We start from the raw sequence: 13,691 nt of genomic DNA on the forward strand, positions 1-13,691 counted from the left end.
CCTCAAGATGAGATTTCCCAGTATGTAAGACCCCTTGAAGACGACGAGGTAGATAGGTTGGGGGTGGAAGTGCAGTAATGCATGGAGCTGACCAATACTAATCGGTCGAGGGCTTATCCTAAGATAAAACGCAATGAGTTTCGGATCCAGTTTTCAGGGTGTAAGTTTTGTATTGTATAAGCACAAGTGGCTTATATGGAACAAGCGAACACACAGCATTTGGCGATGCTGATTCCTGAAAAAGAATTTGCTCAGCAGATTCATGTTTGGTGGCGATAGCGGAGGGGTTCCACACGTACCCATCCCGAACACGACCGTTAAGCCCTCCAGCGCCAATGGTACTTGGACCGCAGGGTCCTGGGAGAGTAGGACGTCGCCAAGCAACAAGTAAAGAGGACCATGATCTCAATGAGATCATGGTCCTCTTTTGCATATATGTATATTTTAGAAATATCCTTACAAAAGGAAGGTAACATTTTTGTTACGGAATGTAAGAGTAAACCCTGTATAATATAGGTATTGGATCCCATACACACACGCTGCATTGTTGCAGAATTATGCAAACTCCATCATAGGATTTTTGTATAATCAATCAGGCTGGTAAGGAGGGAAGATCATGCGGCGAAATAAATGGCTTGCTCTATTGGTGCTATTCAGTGTCGCTGTCGCGATTCTTACCGGGTGCGTGGAAGAGGAGCCTTCTTGGACATCGTTTGAGGGTGCTGCTAACGAGAAGACGTTTCCGGTTCCCAAAGAAGCTAGTAAAACCGATCGGGCCAGCAGTAATTCGGACATGGACTATGTTCGCTATGCACTGCCAGCGTTGAAGGAAAGTGATAGTCTACCTGCTCCTTATCTAGAGGAGATTGCAGCTTGGGGCTGGACTGAGGAACCGAATCTATCCACCTCCAATCAGAAGGTGTTTCAGAAAAATAAACACATGGTGCATTTGTCTGTGCATGATGGTTCTTTTACTGTATTGGTTCCAAAAGACAGAAAGGCTGTTGTGAAGAGCAAAAGCGTGGATCTTAATTAGGAGTACGGTTTTCAACCGGTAAGCAGCATAGGACTTAATGTAGATCATATTTATAGTAAACTCATAGCGTATCGTATGCTGTGTATAATGATGAATGATGAGATTGGATGTGGGGAAGCACTCAGAACTGCCGTTGAGTAGGGAGTAGCTTCCTTTTATATATTTGCATGTTGAATAATCTTTCTACATTTAACGAGGATAAAGTTGAGGGAAAGTTTACTTGATAAGAGAATAAAGCGATTATGGTTGTTAAGTCGCAAAAAAAGGAGTAACCGATTGAGGTTGCTCCTTTTTGCTTCAGTCTAGATCGTTGTAGGTAGTTCAGATCCGAATTTTTTATCTGTACGGATATGAGTGGTTAGATTTACTGTTGATAATATGAGGCATCTTCATCGGTAAACTTCAACATGCCGTCTTTTCTCTCGCCCGTAAGCCGACTGAGGATGTATAGACGCGGTGCAATAAGCCATAGATGCCAGAAGAGTAAGGATACCGTAAAGGCTGGTGGAGACCAGAGAATGAATACGCCTGATAAGCAGATACCGATCCAGAGGGTATGTATGTGCACACGACGAAAGATGCTATAGCCTATGTACTGGTCTGTCATATAGCCTAGCCATGGTAACTTACGGTGGAATGCCCAGCGTTTGCGGAAGGATGCTCCGCCACCGATGTATAGGACAGATCGTGAGATTACGAAGTGTACCCATAAGGTAAGGAAAAAGGCAAGAGCAAACAAAAACACGCTAGTCCAGGAAAAGGCAAGAAGCAGAAAGAGAAGCATAATAATAGGCAGTGAAATATGACTCCATACTAGTTGACGCGGTATACTGATTTTTTTAATGAGCTTGTAGTGATAGTAGGTAGCTTTGGTTCCGGTTTCCTCTGTCATGCGAACAGTCCTTTCATTAATCTACTGCATCACAAGTGGCTTCCCGTCCACAGCCGGAAAAAGGGACGGTACTTCGCTCATGCCGCTTTAAATAAGCATTTAATCGTTTTTGTAGAAATACAGAATGATCGACATCCAGTGTTAGCTAGCCTACTCTATAATTACTGGAAAAGCTATCACTGATGAAGTGTTCAAGGCTCCGATGAAAGGGTATCCATACATAAGAGCTTTTTCTTATTATATCGGCATAGACGGCTGTTTTTTAAACATACGGGGTACAAACACCATAATGGCCCAGGAGGAATATATATAGAGTATATCGTCAAACTGAGCTATGAAAAGGTTTAAAATAGTAGAAAGTGCCCCATACTAATAGTAAAAGAAACAAGGTGGGATGGATATGCATGATCAAGGCGGCCACCGCTGTATTATATGCGGACAGCACAAGCATGAAGGCATTTTTATCGTTTCCGAGTTTATCTGTGATACGTGTGAAGCTGAAATGGTACACACGGATGCAACTGATGCCAAATATCATTTTTTTATTGATCAACTAAAGCAAATCTGGGTACAGAAAAATGCATAATATCCTTTGCAATTAGTCTTTGAAGGATTGGCATTCAAGGTCTGTCGATACGGGCCTTTTTTTCTGTGAGTAAAAGTAGGATTCCGCTTGATTTTACGATAAAATAAGGTAGATATAAAGCTTTGTTTGGAAGGATTGCAGAATGATGGGGAAAAAGGCGGTACACGCACCATTAATGGAAGCCCTAATACGTTACCGGACTCAGGGCAATGCTTCTTTCCATGTGCCCGGTCATAAAAATGGACAAGTATATGAGCATGAAAATATTGCATCTCTGTTGCAAGAAGTGATGTCTATTGATGCGACAGAAATTACTGGACTGGATGATTTGCATCACCCAGAAGATGTGATTCGTGAAGGGCAAGAGCTGGCTGCAAAGTGTTTTGGTGCTGAAGAGAGCTTTTGGCTAATTGGAGGAAGCACGGTCGGTAATTTGGCTATGATTTTAACTGTATGTACGGAGCCGGGAGATCTACTGCTGGTACAGAGAAATGTACACAAATCTGTCCTGAACGGTCTCATGCTGTCAGGGGCTAATGCGGTATTCCTGGATCCGGAAATAGATACACAAAGCGGGCTGGCGGTTGCCCCAACAACGGATACAATAAAGGCTGCACTGAAGGCCTATTCTTCGGCTAAAGGGGTGTTACTTACACTACCTAATTACTATGGGATGGGGCATGACCTGACGGCAACGGCTAAGGCTTGTCATGCAGCCCATGTGCCGCTATTGGTAGATGAGGCACACGGTGCCCATTATGGACTACATCCTCGTTTGCCAGCCTCTGCGCTATCCTGCGGGGCTGATGTAGTCGTCCAATCGACACATAAAATGCTCCCAGCCATGACCATGGGGGCCATGTTACATGTGCAGGGAAAGAGAATTCATCGGGAACTACTTCGTCAGCGACTGGCGATGGTGCAAAGCTCTAGCCCTTCTTATCCGTTAATGGCTTCATTGGATTTGGCAAGATGGTATATAGAGGCGTATGGAGCAGATGCTTTTACCATGGGCTTAGCGGCAGTAGATGCTTTTAGAAAGGGCCTGGAGCAGCTCCCGCGCTTTCGCTTGTTAGAACCTACACAGCAGGCACTAGAGGGGGAATACGCTCACAGGGGAATCTCTGAGGTCCTAGAAAGATCTGAGGAGGGAATAAGCAGATATTCAACCCAGGATCCTTTTAAATTGGTGCTGTATGATACATGGGGTATACTGAATGGATTTGAACTCAAGCACGAATTGGAGTCTTACGGATGTGTTCCAGAGATGAGCGACGAAAAACATGTTGTTTTATTGTTTACGTTAGGCTCTACGGCTAAGGATGCGAGTCACCTGTTGCAGGCTCTTGTGCATATAAATAATGATATAAGATTTAAGGAGACGGCTGGTGAGCCGGGGCCAACGGAAAAAGAGCAGCAAAGACTCGAATTAGACTTTTCCACGTGGAACAATGATAGAATGAAGGGATACTCTATTCCGGTGCCGTTTGGGCTTCGACCGATTAGCCCCGATCAGATGGAGACGGTGCCTGTAGAGGAATGTGCTGGCAGGGTAGCGGCCGAAATGATTATCCCGTATCCTCCAGGTATTCCACTGCTATATGCAGGAGAAACGATCACAGAAGCGATTGCACTGCGGATGGGTCGTCTACGTAAGCTGGGAGCCAAATGGCACGGGGTAGCAGATGAAAGTATGCTTACAATTCGGGTATTCCGTTTACAATAAAGATTAGATACTAGAGACTTAACAAATACAGAAGACTGAATAAAAGAAGCATACGTAGCCTGTGGGTGACTTTTATTTTTCAGACAGGAAAGCAGGGAATAACATGAATCGCAAAGGCATTTTTATTACACTGGAGGGGGGAGACGGCTCCGGTAAAACAACTATGATTCAACGGCTGGCGAAGTTTATGGAGGAAGAAGGCTATCCAGTCATCACGACAAGGGAGCCGGGTGGCATCGAAATTTCCGAAAAGATTCGTTCTATCATTTTGGACCCTGCTCATACCAGTATGGATGCTCGAACAGAGGCACTTTTATACGCGGCGGCACGGCGTCAGCATTTGGTGGAGAAGGTAAAGCCGGCTATTGAACAGGGAGCTATCGTATTATGTGATCGTTTTGTGGATAGTAGCTTAGTCTATCAAGGATTTGCAAGAGGAATCGGAATTGAAGAGGTAGCTTCAATTAATCGCTTTGCGGTAGATGATTGGGAGCCGGATGCCACATTTTATCTGGATATTGAGCCCGAACTGGGATTGGCAAGAATTAGTGCGTCACGAGGAGCAGAAATGGACCGCCTCGACATGGAGAGTATATCGTTTCACCATAAGGTGCGAGAGGCATATTTGGAGTTGGCTCGCAAATTTCCGGAGCGAATTACAATTGTTGATGCATCTCCGGCGCCAGAGCAGGTGGAGCAAGTATTGAAGGATTTGCTGAAAACACGGTTTGCTCAGAATTTTAGCATATAATTGTCGAAGGATATACGGTAAAATTGAGCTAGGGACAAGGTTGTCTCTAATATGACTTGAAGGAGGAATACAGGATGAAGCTGATTATTGCGATTGTACAGGATAAGGACAGTAATAGATTATCCAGCGGACTGGTGAAAGCTAATTTCCGTGCTACCAAATTGGCGAGCACAGGAGGATTTCTGCGTGCAGGTAATACGACATTTATGATCGGTGTTGATGACAATCAGGTGGACTCATTAATGAACGTCATTCGCAGCAGTTGCAAGGTTCGTGAACAGCTGGTCACACCCGTTACCCCTATGAGCGGGACGACGGACTCCTATTTACCGTTGCCTGTTGAAGTGCAGGTGGGTGGAGCGACGGTATTCGTGATGCCTGTAGACCGTTTCGAGCATTTCTGAATCTACACAATAGGGCCTATTCTGCCGATATGATAGGGGAATCGCCTGTATCTTCCTGCATGATGGGAATGAGGGCAGATCTACTAAAACGGCAGCGCTACAGCGCAGTCCCCGGAAAGCCGAAGAAACCCTGAGTTCTAGGTTGAACTGTTCATGAAGGGGGAAAGTGGAAGCATCCGGGGAGAAAGCAGGTTTATATGAAAATAAATCCGGGCTATCGCCCTTTACAAAGTACATTGTCTACAAATGAAATGAGTGCAAAGCCAATTCAGCCCAAGAGCTTCTCCGACGTTATGCAGCAAAATGGTGAGCAAGCTTCGCAGGAGGAATTGAATCGGCGCTTTAAGGAAATACAAATGCAGGGAGATCGTCTTGCACGTTCAATGACGATTCGTGAGCTGAAGGCCTATAAGATGCTGGTTAAACGGTTTTTGGAAGATACCGTTCGGCGAGGCGTGTCCATGAAGGACACGAAGGGCTGGGATCGCCGGGGACGCAGCAAACGTTATAAGCTGATTGATGAAGTGGATGAGCTGTTGCTCAAAATGGCAGATGAACTGCTCGAAACCGAGCAAGGCAAGATTGAGCTTTTGCAAGGGGTCGGTGAGATCAGAGGATTGCTAATTAATCTCTCATTTTAATGCAGACTTATGTTATAAATGAATACAGACGGGCTATTGCCACGAAGAAATAATCTGCTTGCTGATCATGCTGGCAGATTATTTTTGACTATGTACATGCCTGGAAGAACAACGATTTGCCGATGGGTCACAGTTATTTTCAGTGGAGAAAGTGAGGAAATATGTCTTTTCAACATATAATGGGCCAGGATGTAGCCAAAAAAATGCTGCAAAGTGCACTACGGAATCATACGGTCAACCATGCCTATGTTTTTAGCGGGCCGCCGGGAAGCGGGCAGATGAACATGGCGCAGATCTTTGCTAAGGCTTTATTTTGTGAGCGACAGACGGACGATGCATGTGGGGAGTGTTTGTCATGCCGCAAGGTAGAGCACGGGAATCATCCAGATTTGCATATTGTAGAGCCGGATGGAGCTACGATTAAAATTGATCAGATTCGCGGGCTTCAACGTATATTTTCTTACAAATCTGAAAGCTCCAATCCGAAGGTATATATCATCCGACAGGCGGATACCATGACAGTGCAAGCTGCTAATAGCTTACTTAAATTTCTGGAGGAGCCCCAAATTCCAGTGGTCGGTATACTCATTTCTGAAAATGGACAGGCGTTGCTGCCTACGATTCAATCACGGACGCAGCAGGTTCCTTTCCACGCTTTACAGCCGGAGGTGATGATGCAGGCATTAATTGGGGAAGGCTATACGGCAGGGCTTGTCCGGTCGGTCGTTCATATTGCTTCAGGACTGGAATCATGTAGAGAAATTCTCCAGCAGAATTGGTTTGCAGAAATTAGAAACGTAGTGTTACAATTAGTGAAGGAGTCCATGAGTCGGGGGAGCTCGTCTATTATTCTGGCTCAACAGAAGATTTTTAAAACTGGACTTTCTGAACACCTGGATATTCTGTTTCATCTGTTTCATTTGTGGTTTAAGGATATGCTTCATTTCCGTTACGGAAGGCACGAAAGCATTGTTTTCATAGATCATTTGGAGTCCGTCTCCAAATTGGCAATCACCCGCAGCACGGAACAATGGGTCTCTTATATGGATTTGGCCGCGAATTGCAGGAAGAAGCTCCGTTTTCACGTCAACGGGCAGTTATGCGTGGAGCAGCTTCTGATTGGGTTGTCCGATACAAGCGGTTCTATCACCGGCTAACAGGAAGGCGCGCTTGTTCCACTCTGCACAATCCGCGACGCCAGGTTCCCGGTTTGTGCGACAGTGAGACTTCAATTGCGGCCATTCGTACAATGTCGGCTTCAAATGAGGTTTAGTGGCATACAAGGGGGTTAATTTTTGTATAGTGTAGTGGGTGTCCGTTTCAAGAAGGCGGGCAAGACTTATTATTTTGATCCGCTGGATCTTCCAGTGGAGAAAGAAAACTGTGTCATTGTAGAGACCGCGCGCGGTATTGAATATGGCAAGGTTGTAGTGGGCAAAAAAGAGGTAAATGATTCGGATGTTGTCCTGCCCTTAAAAAAAGTCATTCGTATTGCTGGGGATGATGACGCTCTTGTGGTAGAAGAGAATAAATTAGCGGCCAAGGATGCATTCGGCACGTGTTTAAATAAAATTAAAGACCATGGCCTTAAAATGAAATTGGTAGATGTAGAATTTACATTTGACCGCAATAAGATCATTTTTTATTTTACGGCAGAGGGTCGAGTAGATTTTCGAGAGCTTGTAAAGGACTTGGCCAGTATTTTTCGTACACGGATCGAGCTGCGGCAGATCGGCGTACGGGATGAGGCTAAAATGCTTGGCGGAATTGGACCTTGTGGACGTATTCTGTGTTGCTCCTCATGGCTGGGGGATTTTGAGCCGGTATCTATTAAGATGGCGAAGGATCAGAGTTTGTCGCTGAATCCGACGAAGATTTCCGGGTTGTGCGGGAGATTGATGTGCTGTCTCAAGTTTGAACATGATAACTACGAAAGTATGCGAGAAGAGCTACCTCAGGTGGGTAAGATGGTTATCACCTCTTTGGGGGAAGGTAAAGTCGTAGGTGTGAATGCAGGTCATCGCACGGTGCATGTTCAACTGTTTGAGATCAGTAAGGTCAAGGAACTTCCAATGGACGATGTAGTCGTCAAGTAAACCATTAGGTTGCTTCGGGGTGGAAACTTGGATAAATTAAATGTTTTTGCGCGTATTCACGAAATGGAAACCCAAATGGGACAGTTGCATAGCGATCTGGGTGAATTGAAACTGGCAGTTAAAGAGCTGCTGGAGGAAAATCAACGACTAACGATTGAAAACGAACAGGTGCGCAAGATGCTCAAACGTGAAACCTCTGGAGAAGAAAAGACGGCAAACAAGCCGAAGCTTCCTCCTCCGATCGTCATTAAGGATGAAGGGCAAACGGGTGAGGTCGTGGGCGAAGGCTACGACAATCTAGCAAGGCTGTATCATGAAGGATTTCATATATGCAACGTGTATTACGGACATTTGCGAACGGAAGGCGATTGCCTCTTCTGTCTGTCATTTTTGAATAAATAAAAACAAGCCGTAGGAGCAAGATGCCTACGGCTTTTTTTTGTAGGGAAGTATGAGTGAAAAGCGACTTTGGTTATAAAAGATGGGAGAGCACTATGGAGGAAAAAGAAAAGAAGTCTGAACGAATTGATGATCTGCTTTCACATAATTTGCGCATTATCCAGAGTGATGAAGTATTCAGCTTCTCGATGGATGCGGTCTTGCTGGCACGTTTTGCTGGTATTCCGCAGCGTGGAAAGATTCTGGATCTGTGTACAGGCAATGGGGTTGTCCCCCTGCTGCTAACGACACGAACAAAAGCGTCTATTGAAGGAATTGAGATTCAACCACGCTTGGCAGATATGGCTAGACGCAGTGTCAGCTTGAATGGATTAGAAGCAGCAATTCAGATTCGGGAAGGGGACCTGCGTGAGCTGGTTCACATCACGGGACATGGTGTTTATGATGCGATTACCGTGAATCCCCCCTATATGCCGCTAAATGGTAGCGATATCAAGCTGAATCCTCACCAGGCAATTGCCCGTCATGAAGTGAACTGCACACTGGAAGAAGTCATTCAGGCATCCACCCGGCTTGTCCGTAATGGGGGAAAAGTATCCATGGTTCATCGCCCGCAGCGGCTGGGCGAGATTATAACCTTGATGCGTAAACATAGTTTGGAACCCAAAAGAATACGTTTTGTTCACCCACGAGTTCATATGGAAGCCAATATGGTACTGGTTGAAGCATTACGTGACGGTAAACCCGAGGTTCGTTTGTTGCCTCCGCTCATTGTATATCAGGAAAGTGGGAATTATACTCAGGAGATAAGAGATATCTATGGAGAAGTAAGCAAGGGGGATTCTGTGTGAAAGCAGCTGTACAAAAAAGCTTTAGTAACAGCGAAGAAGAACGGGGAAAGTTGTATCTTGTTGCAACACCCATTGGGAATCTGGAAGATATGACCTTTAGGGCAATTAACACCTTAAAGTCGTGTAGTATTATCGCTGCCGAAGATACGCGGCAGACACGTAAACTGCTCACTCATTTCGAAATCACACCGGATATGCTCTTTAGTTATCATGAACATAATAAGGTTGCCAGTGGGCCTGAACTGATACGTTACATAATAGAAGGGAAAAACTTGGCGCTGGTTAGCGATGCAGGTCTACCGGCCATTTCTGACCCTGGTTCGGATCTGGTCAAGCTGGCACTGGAAGCGGGAATTAGCGTCATCCCCATCCCAGGAGCGAATGCGGCACTATCTGCTTTAATTGCCTCAGGACTGGATACAGAAAGGTTCACCTTCGCTGGTTTTCCACCACGGGAGAAAAAGGACCTGGAGAAGCTGTTGCTATCGTTTCAGGTATCTCACGGCACAATTATTTTTTATGAATCGCCTCATCGTATTGTGAAGACATTGATGGTGTTGAAGGAAACATTAGGTTCACGCAAAGTGGTGCTTGCGCGTGAGCTGACCAAGCTGCATGAGGAATGGGTACGAGGAACCGTGGAGCAATGCCTTGCTAAACTAGAGGAAAATCCACCGATTGGTGAGTATTGTCTAGTGGTTGAAGGAAAAGACGAAGAGGAAGAAGAACAGGAACGTCAGGCATGGTGGCAGTCCTTATCTTTGGAGTCCCACGTCGCACATTACGAGCAAGAGGGACTTACACGCAAGGACGCAATGAAGCGTACAGCCACAGATCGTGCAATCTCCAAGAGAGATGTTTACAACGCACTCTTATGAATATCTGCCTAAACAAAAAAGGGCCTTCCAACGGTTGGGTTCAAACCGTGGAAGGCAACAAGGAGTGTATATGAAAAAGGTTAGAATTAACAATATCTGATAAGTCTATTATATACTAAAATTCTCAGTTTGTCACAGGTGTTGGGATTTCAGAAATGCAATCTTGGCAAACAATTTTCCCTTTGAAGTAAATTACGTTCTCAGCATTACCGCAGAAGATACAAGCAGGCTCGTATTTTTTAAGCATGATGCGTTCGCCATCAACATAAATTTCCAACGCGTCTTTTTCCCCGATTCCCAGGGTACGGCGCAATTCGATTGGAATAACAACACGTCCGAGCTCGTCGACTTTTCTTACAATACCAGTGGATTTCATCATAATAAATCAGGCTCCTCTCGCCGTTTAAAATAATATAAGTGTCATGATTCGACAAAATTTTCTCTTTTCTGATATTTACTATACCAACGATTCCCAAAACAGTCAACCTAAAAAATGTAGTAACAGTCTGATTATGCAAAAGTATTTAGATTAAAGAGCTTTACTCATGTGCATTGCCTTATCTTATTGATGATTTATTCAATTTGTCAATTTGGAAATGTCGAAAAACTATAATTCGACATATTACGACAAAGAATGTCGAATGAGAGAAATGCTTTAGGATTTTATTGTATTTTAATCCATTATTCCGAATATTAAAGGAGCTGATATCTTGCACCAGCCACTCAGTGAAGAAAAAGTATTTAAAGACCCGGTACATAATTACATTCATGTTCAGGATACTGTGATATGGCGGTTGATCAACACGCCGGAGTTCCAACGTTTACGCCGCATACGGCAGTTAGGCACATCGTATCTTACGTTTCATGGAGCGGAGCATAGCCGTTTTTCACATTCATTGGGCGTATATGAGATTACGAGAAGTATTATTTCTCAATTTGAACGTGGAGATTTCCCAGATTGGCCGAAAGAGGAAAGGTTGGTTGCTCTGTGTGCAGCTCTATTGCATGATGTGGGGCATGGCCCATTTTCACATTCAATTGAGGAAGCCTTTCATATGAACCATGAGGATTGGACATGCCGCATTGTACTGGGAGACACGAAGATCAACGCCGTGCTACGGCAAGTCGACGAGAAGCTTCCACAAAAGGTGGCTGCAGTTATAGCCAAAACGTATGATAAGCCGATTGTTGTTAACTTGGTGACCAGTCCGCTAGATGCCGATCGTATGGATTATTTGTTGCGGGATGCTCATTCGACAGGTGTCAACTACGGCACGATTGATTTGGATCGTATTTTACGACTGTTGCGTCCTCATAATGGGAGAATTGTTGTGAAGGAATCAGGCATGCATGCAGTAGAGGATTATTTAATGTCACGCTATCAGATGTATTGGCAAATTTATTTTCATCCTGTAACACGCAGCTCGGAGATCCTTTTACGTAAAATTTTCAAGCGAGCAAAGGAATTGTTTAAAAACGGATATGAGTTTAGTTTTCTGCTGGACCCGCTGCCGGATCTGTTGAAAGGAGAGCTTACAGTAGAGCAATATCTAATGCTCGATGAGTCATTAATTCAGACCGTATTTAGCCAGTGGAAACGAGAAAAAGACGAAATTTTAAGTGATTTGAGCAGCCGCTTTATGGACCGTAGATTGTATAAATATGTAGAGATTGAAAATATGGATACAGATACCATTGACAGTATTCGGAAAGCTTTGGAAGAGGCTGGTTTGCACCCTGAATATGATTTTGAAATTGATTTTCCGACGGATCTTCCTTATGATGTGTTTCGGCAGGGTGGCTCGACGGACAACCAGATTTTACTGCTTGGACGTCAGGGCGAGGTGAGTGAAATTTCCGAAGTTTCGGAAATTGTGCGCTCCATAAGTGGTATCCACCGAGGAAAATATCATATGTATTTTCCCCAGAATAAATTGAACGCGGTAAAAGACAGGCTTCCTGCCGAAATAAGGAATTATTTTGTCAAAGAATAGACAACTATATAGAAATGTAAGTAAAAAAAGGAGATGTAAACCTTGGATTTATTCGACACTCATACTCACTTGGATGCGCCACAATTTGACGAAGATCGTGAAGAAGTTATAGCACGTGCTGTCGAATCAGGAGTAACGCGGATGATCAATATCGGATTTAATCGTGAGACCATTCCATCCACCATGAAATTGGCCGAGACGTATGATTTTATTTATGCGGCAGTTGGATGGCACCCACAGGATGCGATTACAATGCAAGAGGGCGATTTAGAATGGATTGCATCGTTATGTAGTCATAAGAAGGTCGTAGCCATCGGAGAGATCGGTCTGGATTATTATTGGGATACATCACCGAAGGATATTCAGCATCGGGTGTTTCGAAATCAAATTGGTCTGGCTCGTGAGCTCAAAATGCCCATTGTTATTCATAACCGGGATGCCCATGAAGATATTGTTAGGATTTTGCGTGAGGAAAAAGCGAGTGAGATTGGCGGAGTCATGCACTCCTTTTCTGGGAGCTGGGAGACAGCCCAAATGGTGCTGGATATGGGATTTCACCTTTCCTTCGGTGGTCCAATAACGTTTAAAAATGCCAAGCAGCCAAAAGAGGTGCTCGCACAGGTGCCACTGGACCGTCTGCTCATTGAAACGGACGCGCCCTACCTGACGCCGCATCCGTTTCGCGGGAAGCGAAATGAGTCTGCGCATGTGAGACTGGTAGCAGAGGCTGCAGCCCAAATCAAGGGGATTACAGTGGAGGAATTAGTGTCAATAACGACCCAAAATGCCTTGGAACGATTTGACATTCAATAAAAAAGCGAAGAAATCGATCAAAATAAAGAGATAGACGAAGCTAATCATGAATTTGTTGCAGGAAACTCGAGAATATTACAATATTTTAACCGAATATTTTGAAAAATGTACTTGAAACCTGCTTTACAACATGCATGGAAACAGGATATCATCTTTTCAGTGAATTGTTGTTTGAATGTAAACATCAACAAGTCATTTCATGAACCAGTCTCGCTGAGTCCCTTTTACAGGGAACGGGGGAACCGATATGGCTTACAGTACGTCCGGCTTATGTGCAAGAAGGGAACGTCTCTTCCGCCAGCCGGCTCGACCTAAATTCTTTTCCCAGATGGGATTGAACAGGTAGAGGAGCCGTATTTCGATTTCTTTCTGGGTCTTCGGGGTGAATGTGAAGGCGACCGCCATGAGCGGTTGACCCAAGCTAGGGCGACTCTCTACGTCCGAACCCGACAGCTAACCCCGTAAGCGTAACAAGAGAGAAGCCATCTCGTGCATGAGTTTTCCCGCATATTCACACATGCCGGAAGCCACGAAAGAGCTCTCTAGTCTCTTTCTTTGGCTTTTTTTGTTGTGAATAAAAGAAAATCTGTCATCATACTGTGGTTAAACAGGGGAGGACAGCAT

The 13,691-nt window shown here is 44.6% G+C and carries 15 protein-coding genes, 2 rRNA genes and 1 riboswitch; of the genes, 15 read left to right on the plus strand and 2 right to left on the minus strand.

Annotated elements, in window-relative coordinates; translation table 11 throughout:
- From ACWA2B_RS26450 to ACWA2B_RS26460, 3 genes are all read left to right on the plus strand, one after another.
- A 23S ribosomal RNA gene (locus tag ACWA2B_RS26450) occupies positions 1–121 on the plus strand; the annotation flags it as partial.
- A 144-nt stretch (positions 122–265) separates the two neighbouring features.
- A 5S ribosomal RNA gene (gene rrf / locus ACWA2B_RS26455) occupies positions 266–382 on the plus strand.
- A gap of 234 nt (positions 383–616) precedes the next feature.
- The gene (locus tag ACWA2B_RS26460) at positions 617–1,036 is read left to right on the plus strand and encodes a hypothetical protein (protein ID WP_013308104.1); all 420 of its coding nucleotides are present in this window, start codon (positions 617–619) and stop codon (positions 1,034–1,036) included.
- 364 nt (positions 1,037–1,400) lie between these two features.
- Here the strand turns inward: ACWA2B_RS26460 and ACWA2B_RS26465 are convergent, their stop codons facing one another.
- Positions 1,401–1,928 carry a hypothetical protein gene (locus tag ACWA2B_RS26465; RefSeq protein ID WP_029519392.1) on the minus strand — a complete coding sequence of 176 codons (528 nt, stop codon included), beginning with the start codon at positions 1,926–1,928 and terminating at the stop codon, positions 1,401–1,403.
- A gap of 400 nt (positions 1,929–2,328) precedes the next feature.
- Here ACWA2B_RS26465 and ACWA2B_RS26470 point away from each other — a divergent pair, with 400 nt between their 5' ends.
- The 10 genes from ACWA2B_RS26470 to rsmI all read left to right on the plus strand — a co-directional run bounded on the left by ACWA2B_RS26470 (position 2,329) and on the right by rsmI (position 10,260).
- The gene (locus ACWA2B_RS26470) at positions 2,329–2,514 is read left to right on the plus strand and encodes a sigma factor G inhibitor Gin (RefSeq protein WP_023986422.1); all 186 of its coding nucleotides are present in this window, start codon (positions 2,329–2,331) and stop codon (positions 2,512–2,514) included.
- A gap of 142 nt (positions 2,515–2,656) precedes the next feature.
- Positions 2,657–4,240 (plus strand): aminotransferase class I/II-fold pyridoxal phosphate-dependent enzyme, encoded by a 1,584-nt coding sequence (locus ACWA2B_RS26475; RefSeq protein WP_209950308.1) that lies wholly within the window; start codon positions 2,657–2,659, stop codon positions 4,238–4,240.
- 103 nt (positions 4,241–4,343) lie between these two features.
- Positions 4,344–4,991 carry a dTMP kinase gene (tmk, locus tag ACWA2B_RS26480; RefSeq protein ID WP_209950309.1) on the plus strand — a complete coding sequence of 216 codons (648 nt, stop codon included), beginning with the start codon at positions 4,344–4,346 and terminating at the stop codon, positions 4,989–4,991.
- A gap of 74 nt (positions 4,992–5,065) precedes the next feature.
- Complete coding sequence (locus tag ACWA2B_RS26485; protein WP_007427998.1) at positions 5,066–5,395, plus strand: cyclic-di-AMP receptor; 330 nt, start codon at positions 5,066–5,068, stop codon at positions 5,393–5,395.
- 197 nt (positions 5,396–5,592) lie between these two features.
- Complete coding sequence (locus tag ACWA2B_RS26490; protein ID WP_013308108.1) at positions 5,593–6,036, plus strand: YaaR family protein; 444 nt, start codon at positions 5,593–5,595, stop codon at positions 6,034–6,036.
- Positions 6,037–6,197: 161 nt separating this feature from the next.
- The gene (gene holB / locus ACWA2B_RS26495; protein ID WP_023986424.1) at positions 6,198–7,193 is read left to right on the plus strand and encodes a DNA polymerase III subunit delta'; all 996 of its coding nucleotides are present in this window, start codon (positions 6,198–6,200) and stop codon (positions 7,191–7,193) included.
- Positions 7,194–7,331: 138 nt separating this feature from the next.
- Entirely contained in the window at positions 7,332–8,132 is an 801-nt protein-coding gene (locus ACWA2B_RS26500) for a PSP1 domain-containing protein (protein WP_013308110.1), read from the plus strand.
- 27 nt (positions 8,133–8,159) lie between these two features.
- A complete protein-coding gene (yabA, locus tag ACWA2B_RS26505) occupies positions 8,160–8,534 on the plus strand; it encodes a DNA replication initiation control protein YabA (protein WP_025722558.1) in 375 nt (124 codons plus the stop codon).
- A 92-nt stretch (positions 8,535–8,626) separates the two neighbouring features.
- Positions 8,627–9,382, plus strand: a complete 756-nt coding sequence (locus ACWA2B_RS26510; protein WP_341071447.1) for a tRNA1(Val) (adenine(37)-N6)-methyltransferase — start codon at positions 8,627–8,629, stop codon at positions 9,380–9,382.
- Positions 9,379–10,260: a 16S rRNA (cytidine(1402)-2'-O)-methyltransferase gene (gene rsmI / locus ACWA2B_RS26515; RefSeq protein WP_029519388.1), complete on the plus strand. Its 882-nt coding sequence runs from the start codon at positions 9,379–9,381 to the stop codon at positions 10,258–10,260. The genes ACWA2B_RS26510 and rsmI overlap by 4 nt, the downstream gene beginning before the upstream one ends.
- 124 nt (positions 10,261–10,384) lie before the next feature.
- Here the strand turns inward: rsmI and ACWA2B_RS26520 are convergent, their stop codons facing one another.
- A complete protein-coding gene (locus tag ACWA2B_RS26520) occupies positions 10,385–10,639 on the minus strand; it encodes an AbrB/MazE/SpoVT family DNA-binding domain-containing protein (protein ID WP_007428005.1) in 255 nt (84 codons plus the stop codon).
- A gap of 331 nt (positions 10,640–10,970) precedes the next feature.
- Here ACWA2B_RS26520 and ACWA2B_RS26525 point away from each other — a divergent pair, with 331 nt between their 5' ends.
- Positions 10,971–12,254 carry an HD domain-containing protein gene (locus tag ACWA2B_RS26525; protein WP_341071448.1) on the plus strand — a complete coding sequence of 428 codons (1,284 nt, stop codon included), beginning with the start codon at positions 10,971–10,973 and terminating at the stop codon, positions 12,252–12,254.
- A 42-nt stretch (positions 12,255–12,296) separates the two neighbouring features.
- Positions 12,297–13,067, plus strand: a complete 771-nt coding sequence (locus ACWA2B_RS26530; RefSeq protein ID WP_341071449.1) for a TatD family hydrolase — start codon at positions 12,297–12,299, stop codon at positions 13,065–13,067.
- Positions 13,068–13,268: 201 nt separating this feature from the next.
- A riboswitch (cyclic di-AMP (ydaO/yuaA leader) is annotated at positions 13,269–13,551 on the plus strand.
- The last annotated feature ends 140 nt before the right edge of the window (positions 13,552–13,691 follow it).

The sequence above is a fragment of the Paenibacillus sp. CMM36 genome (genome assembly GCF_053570945.1).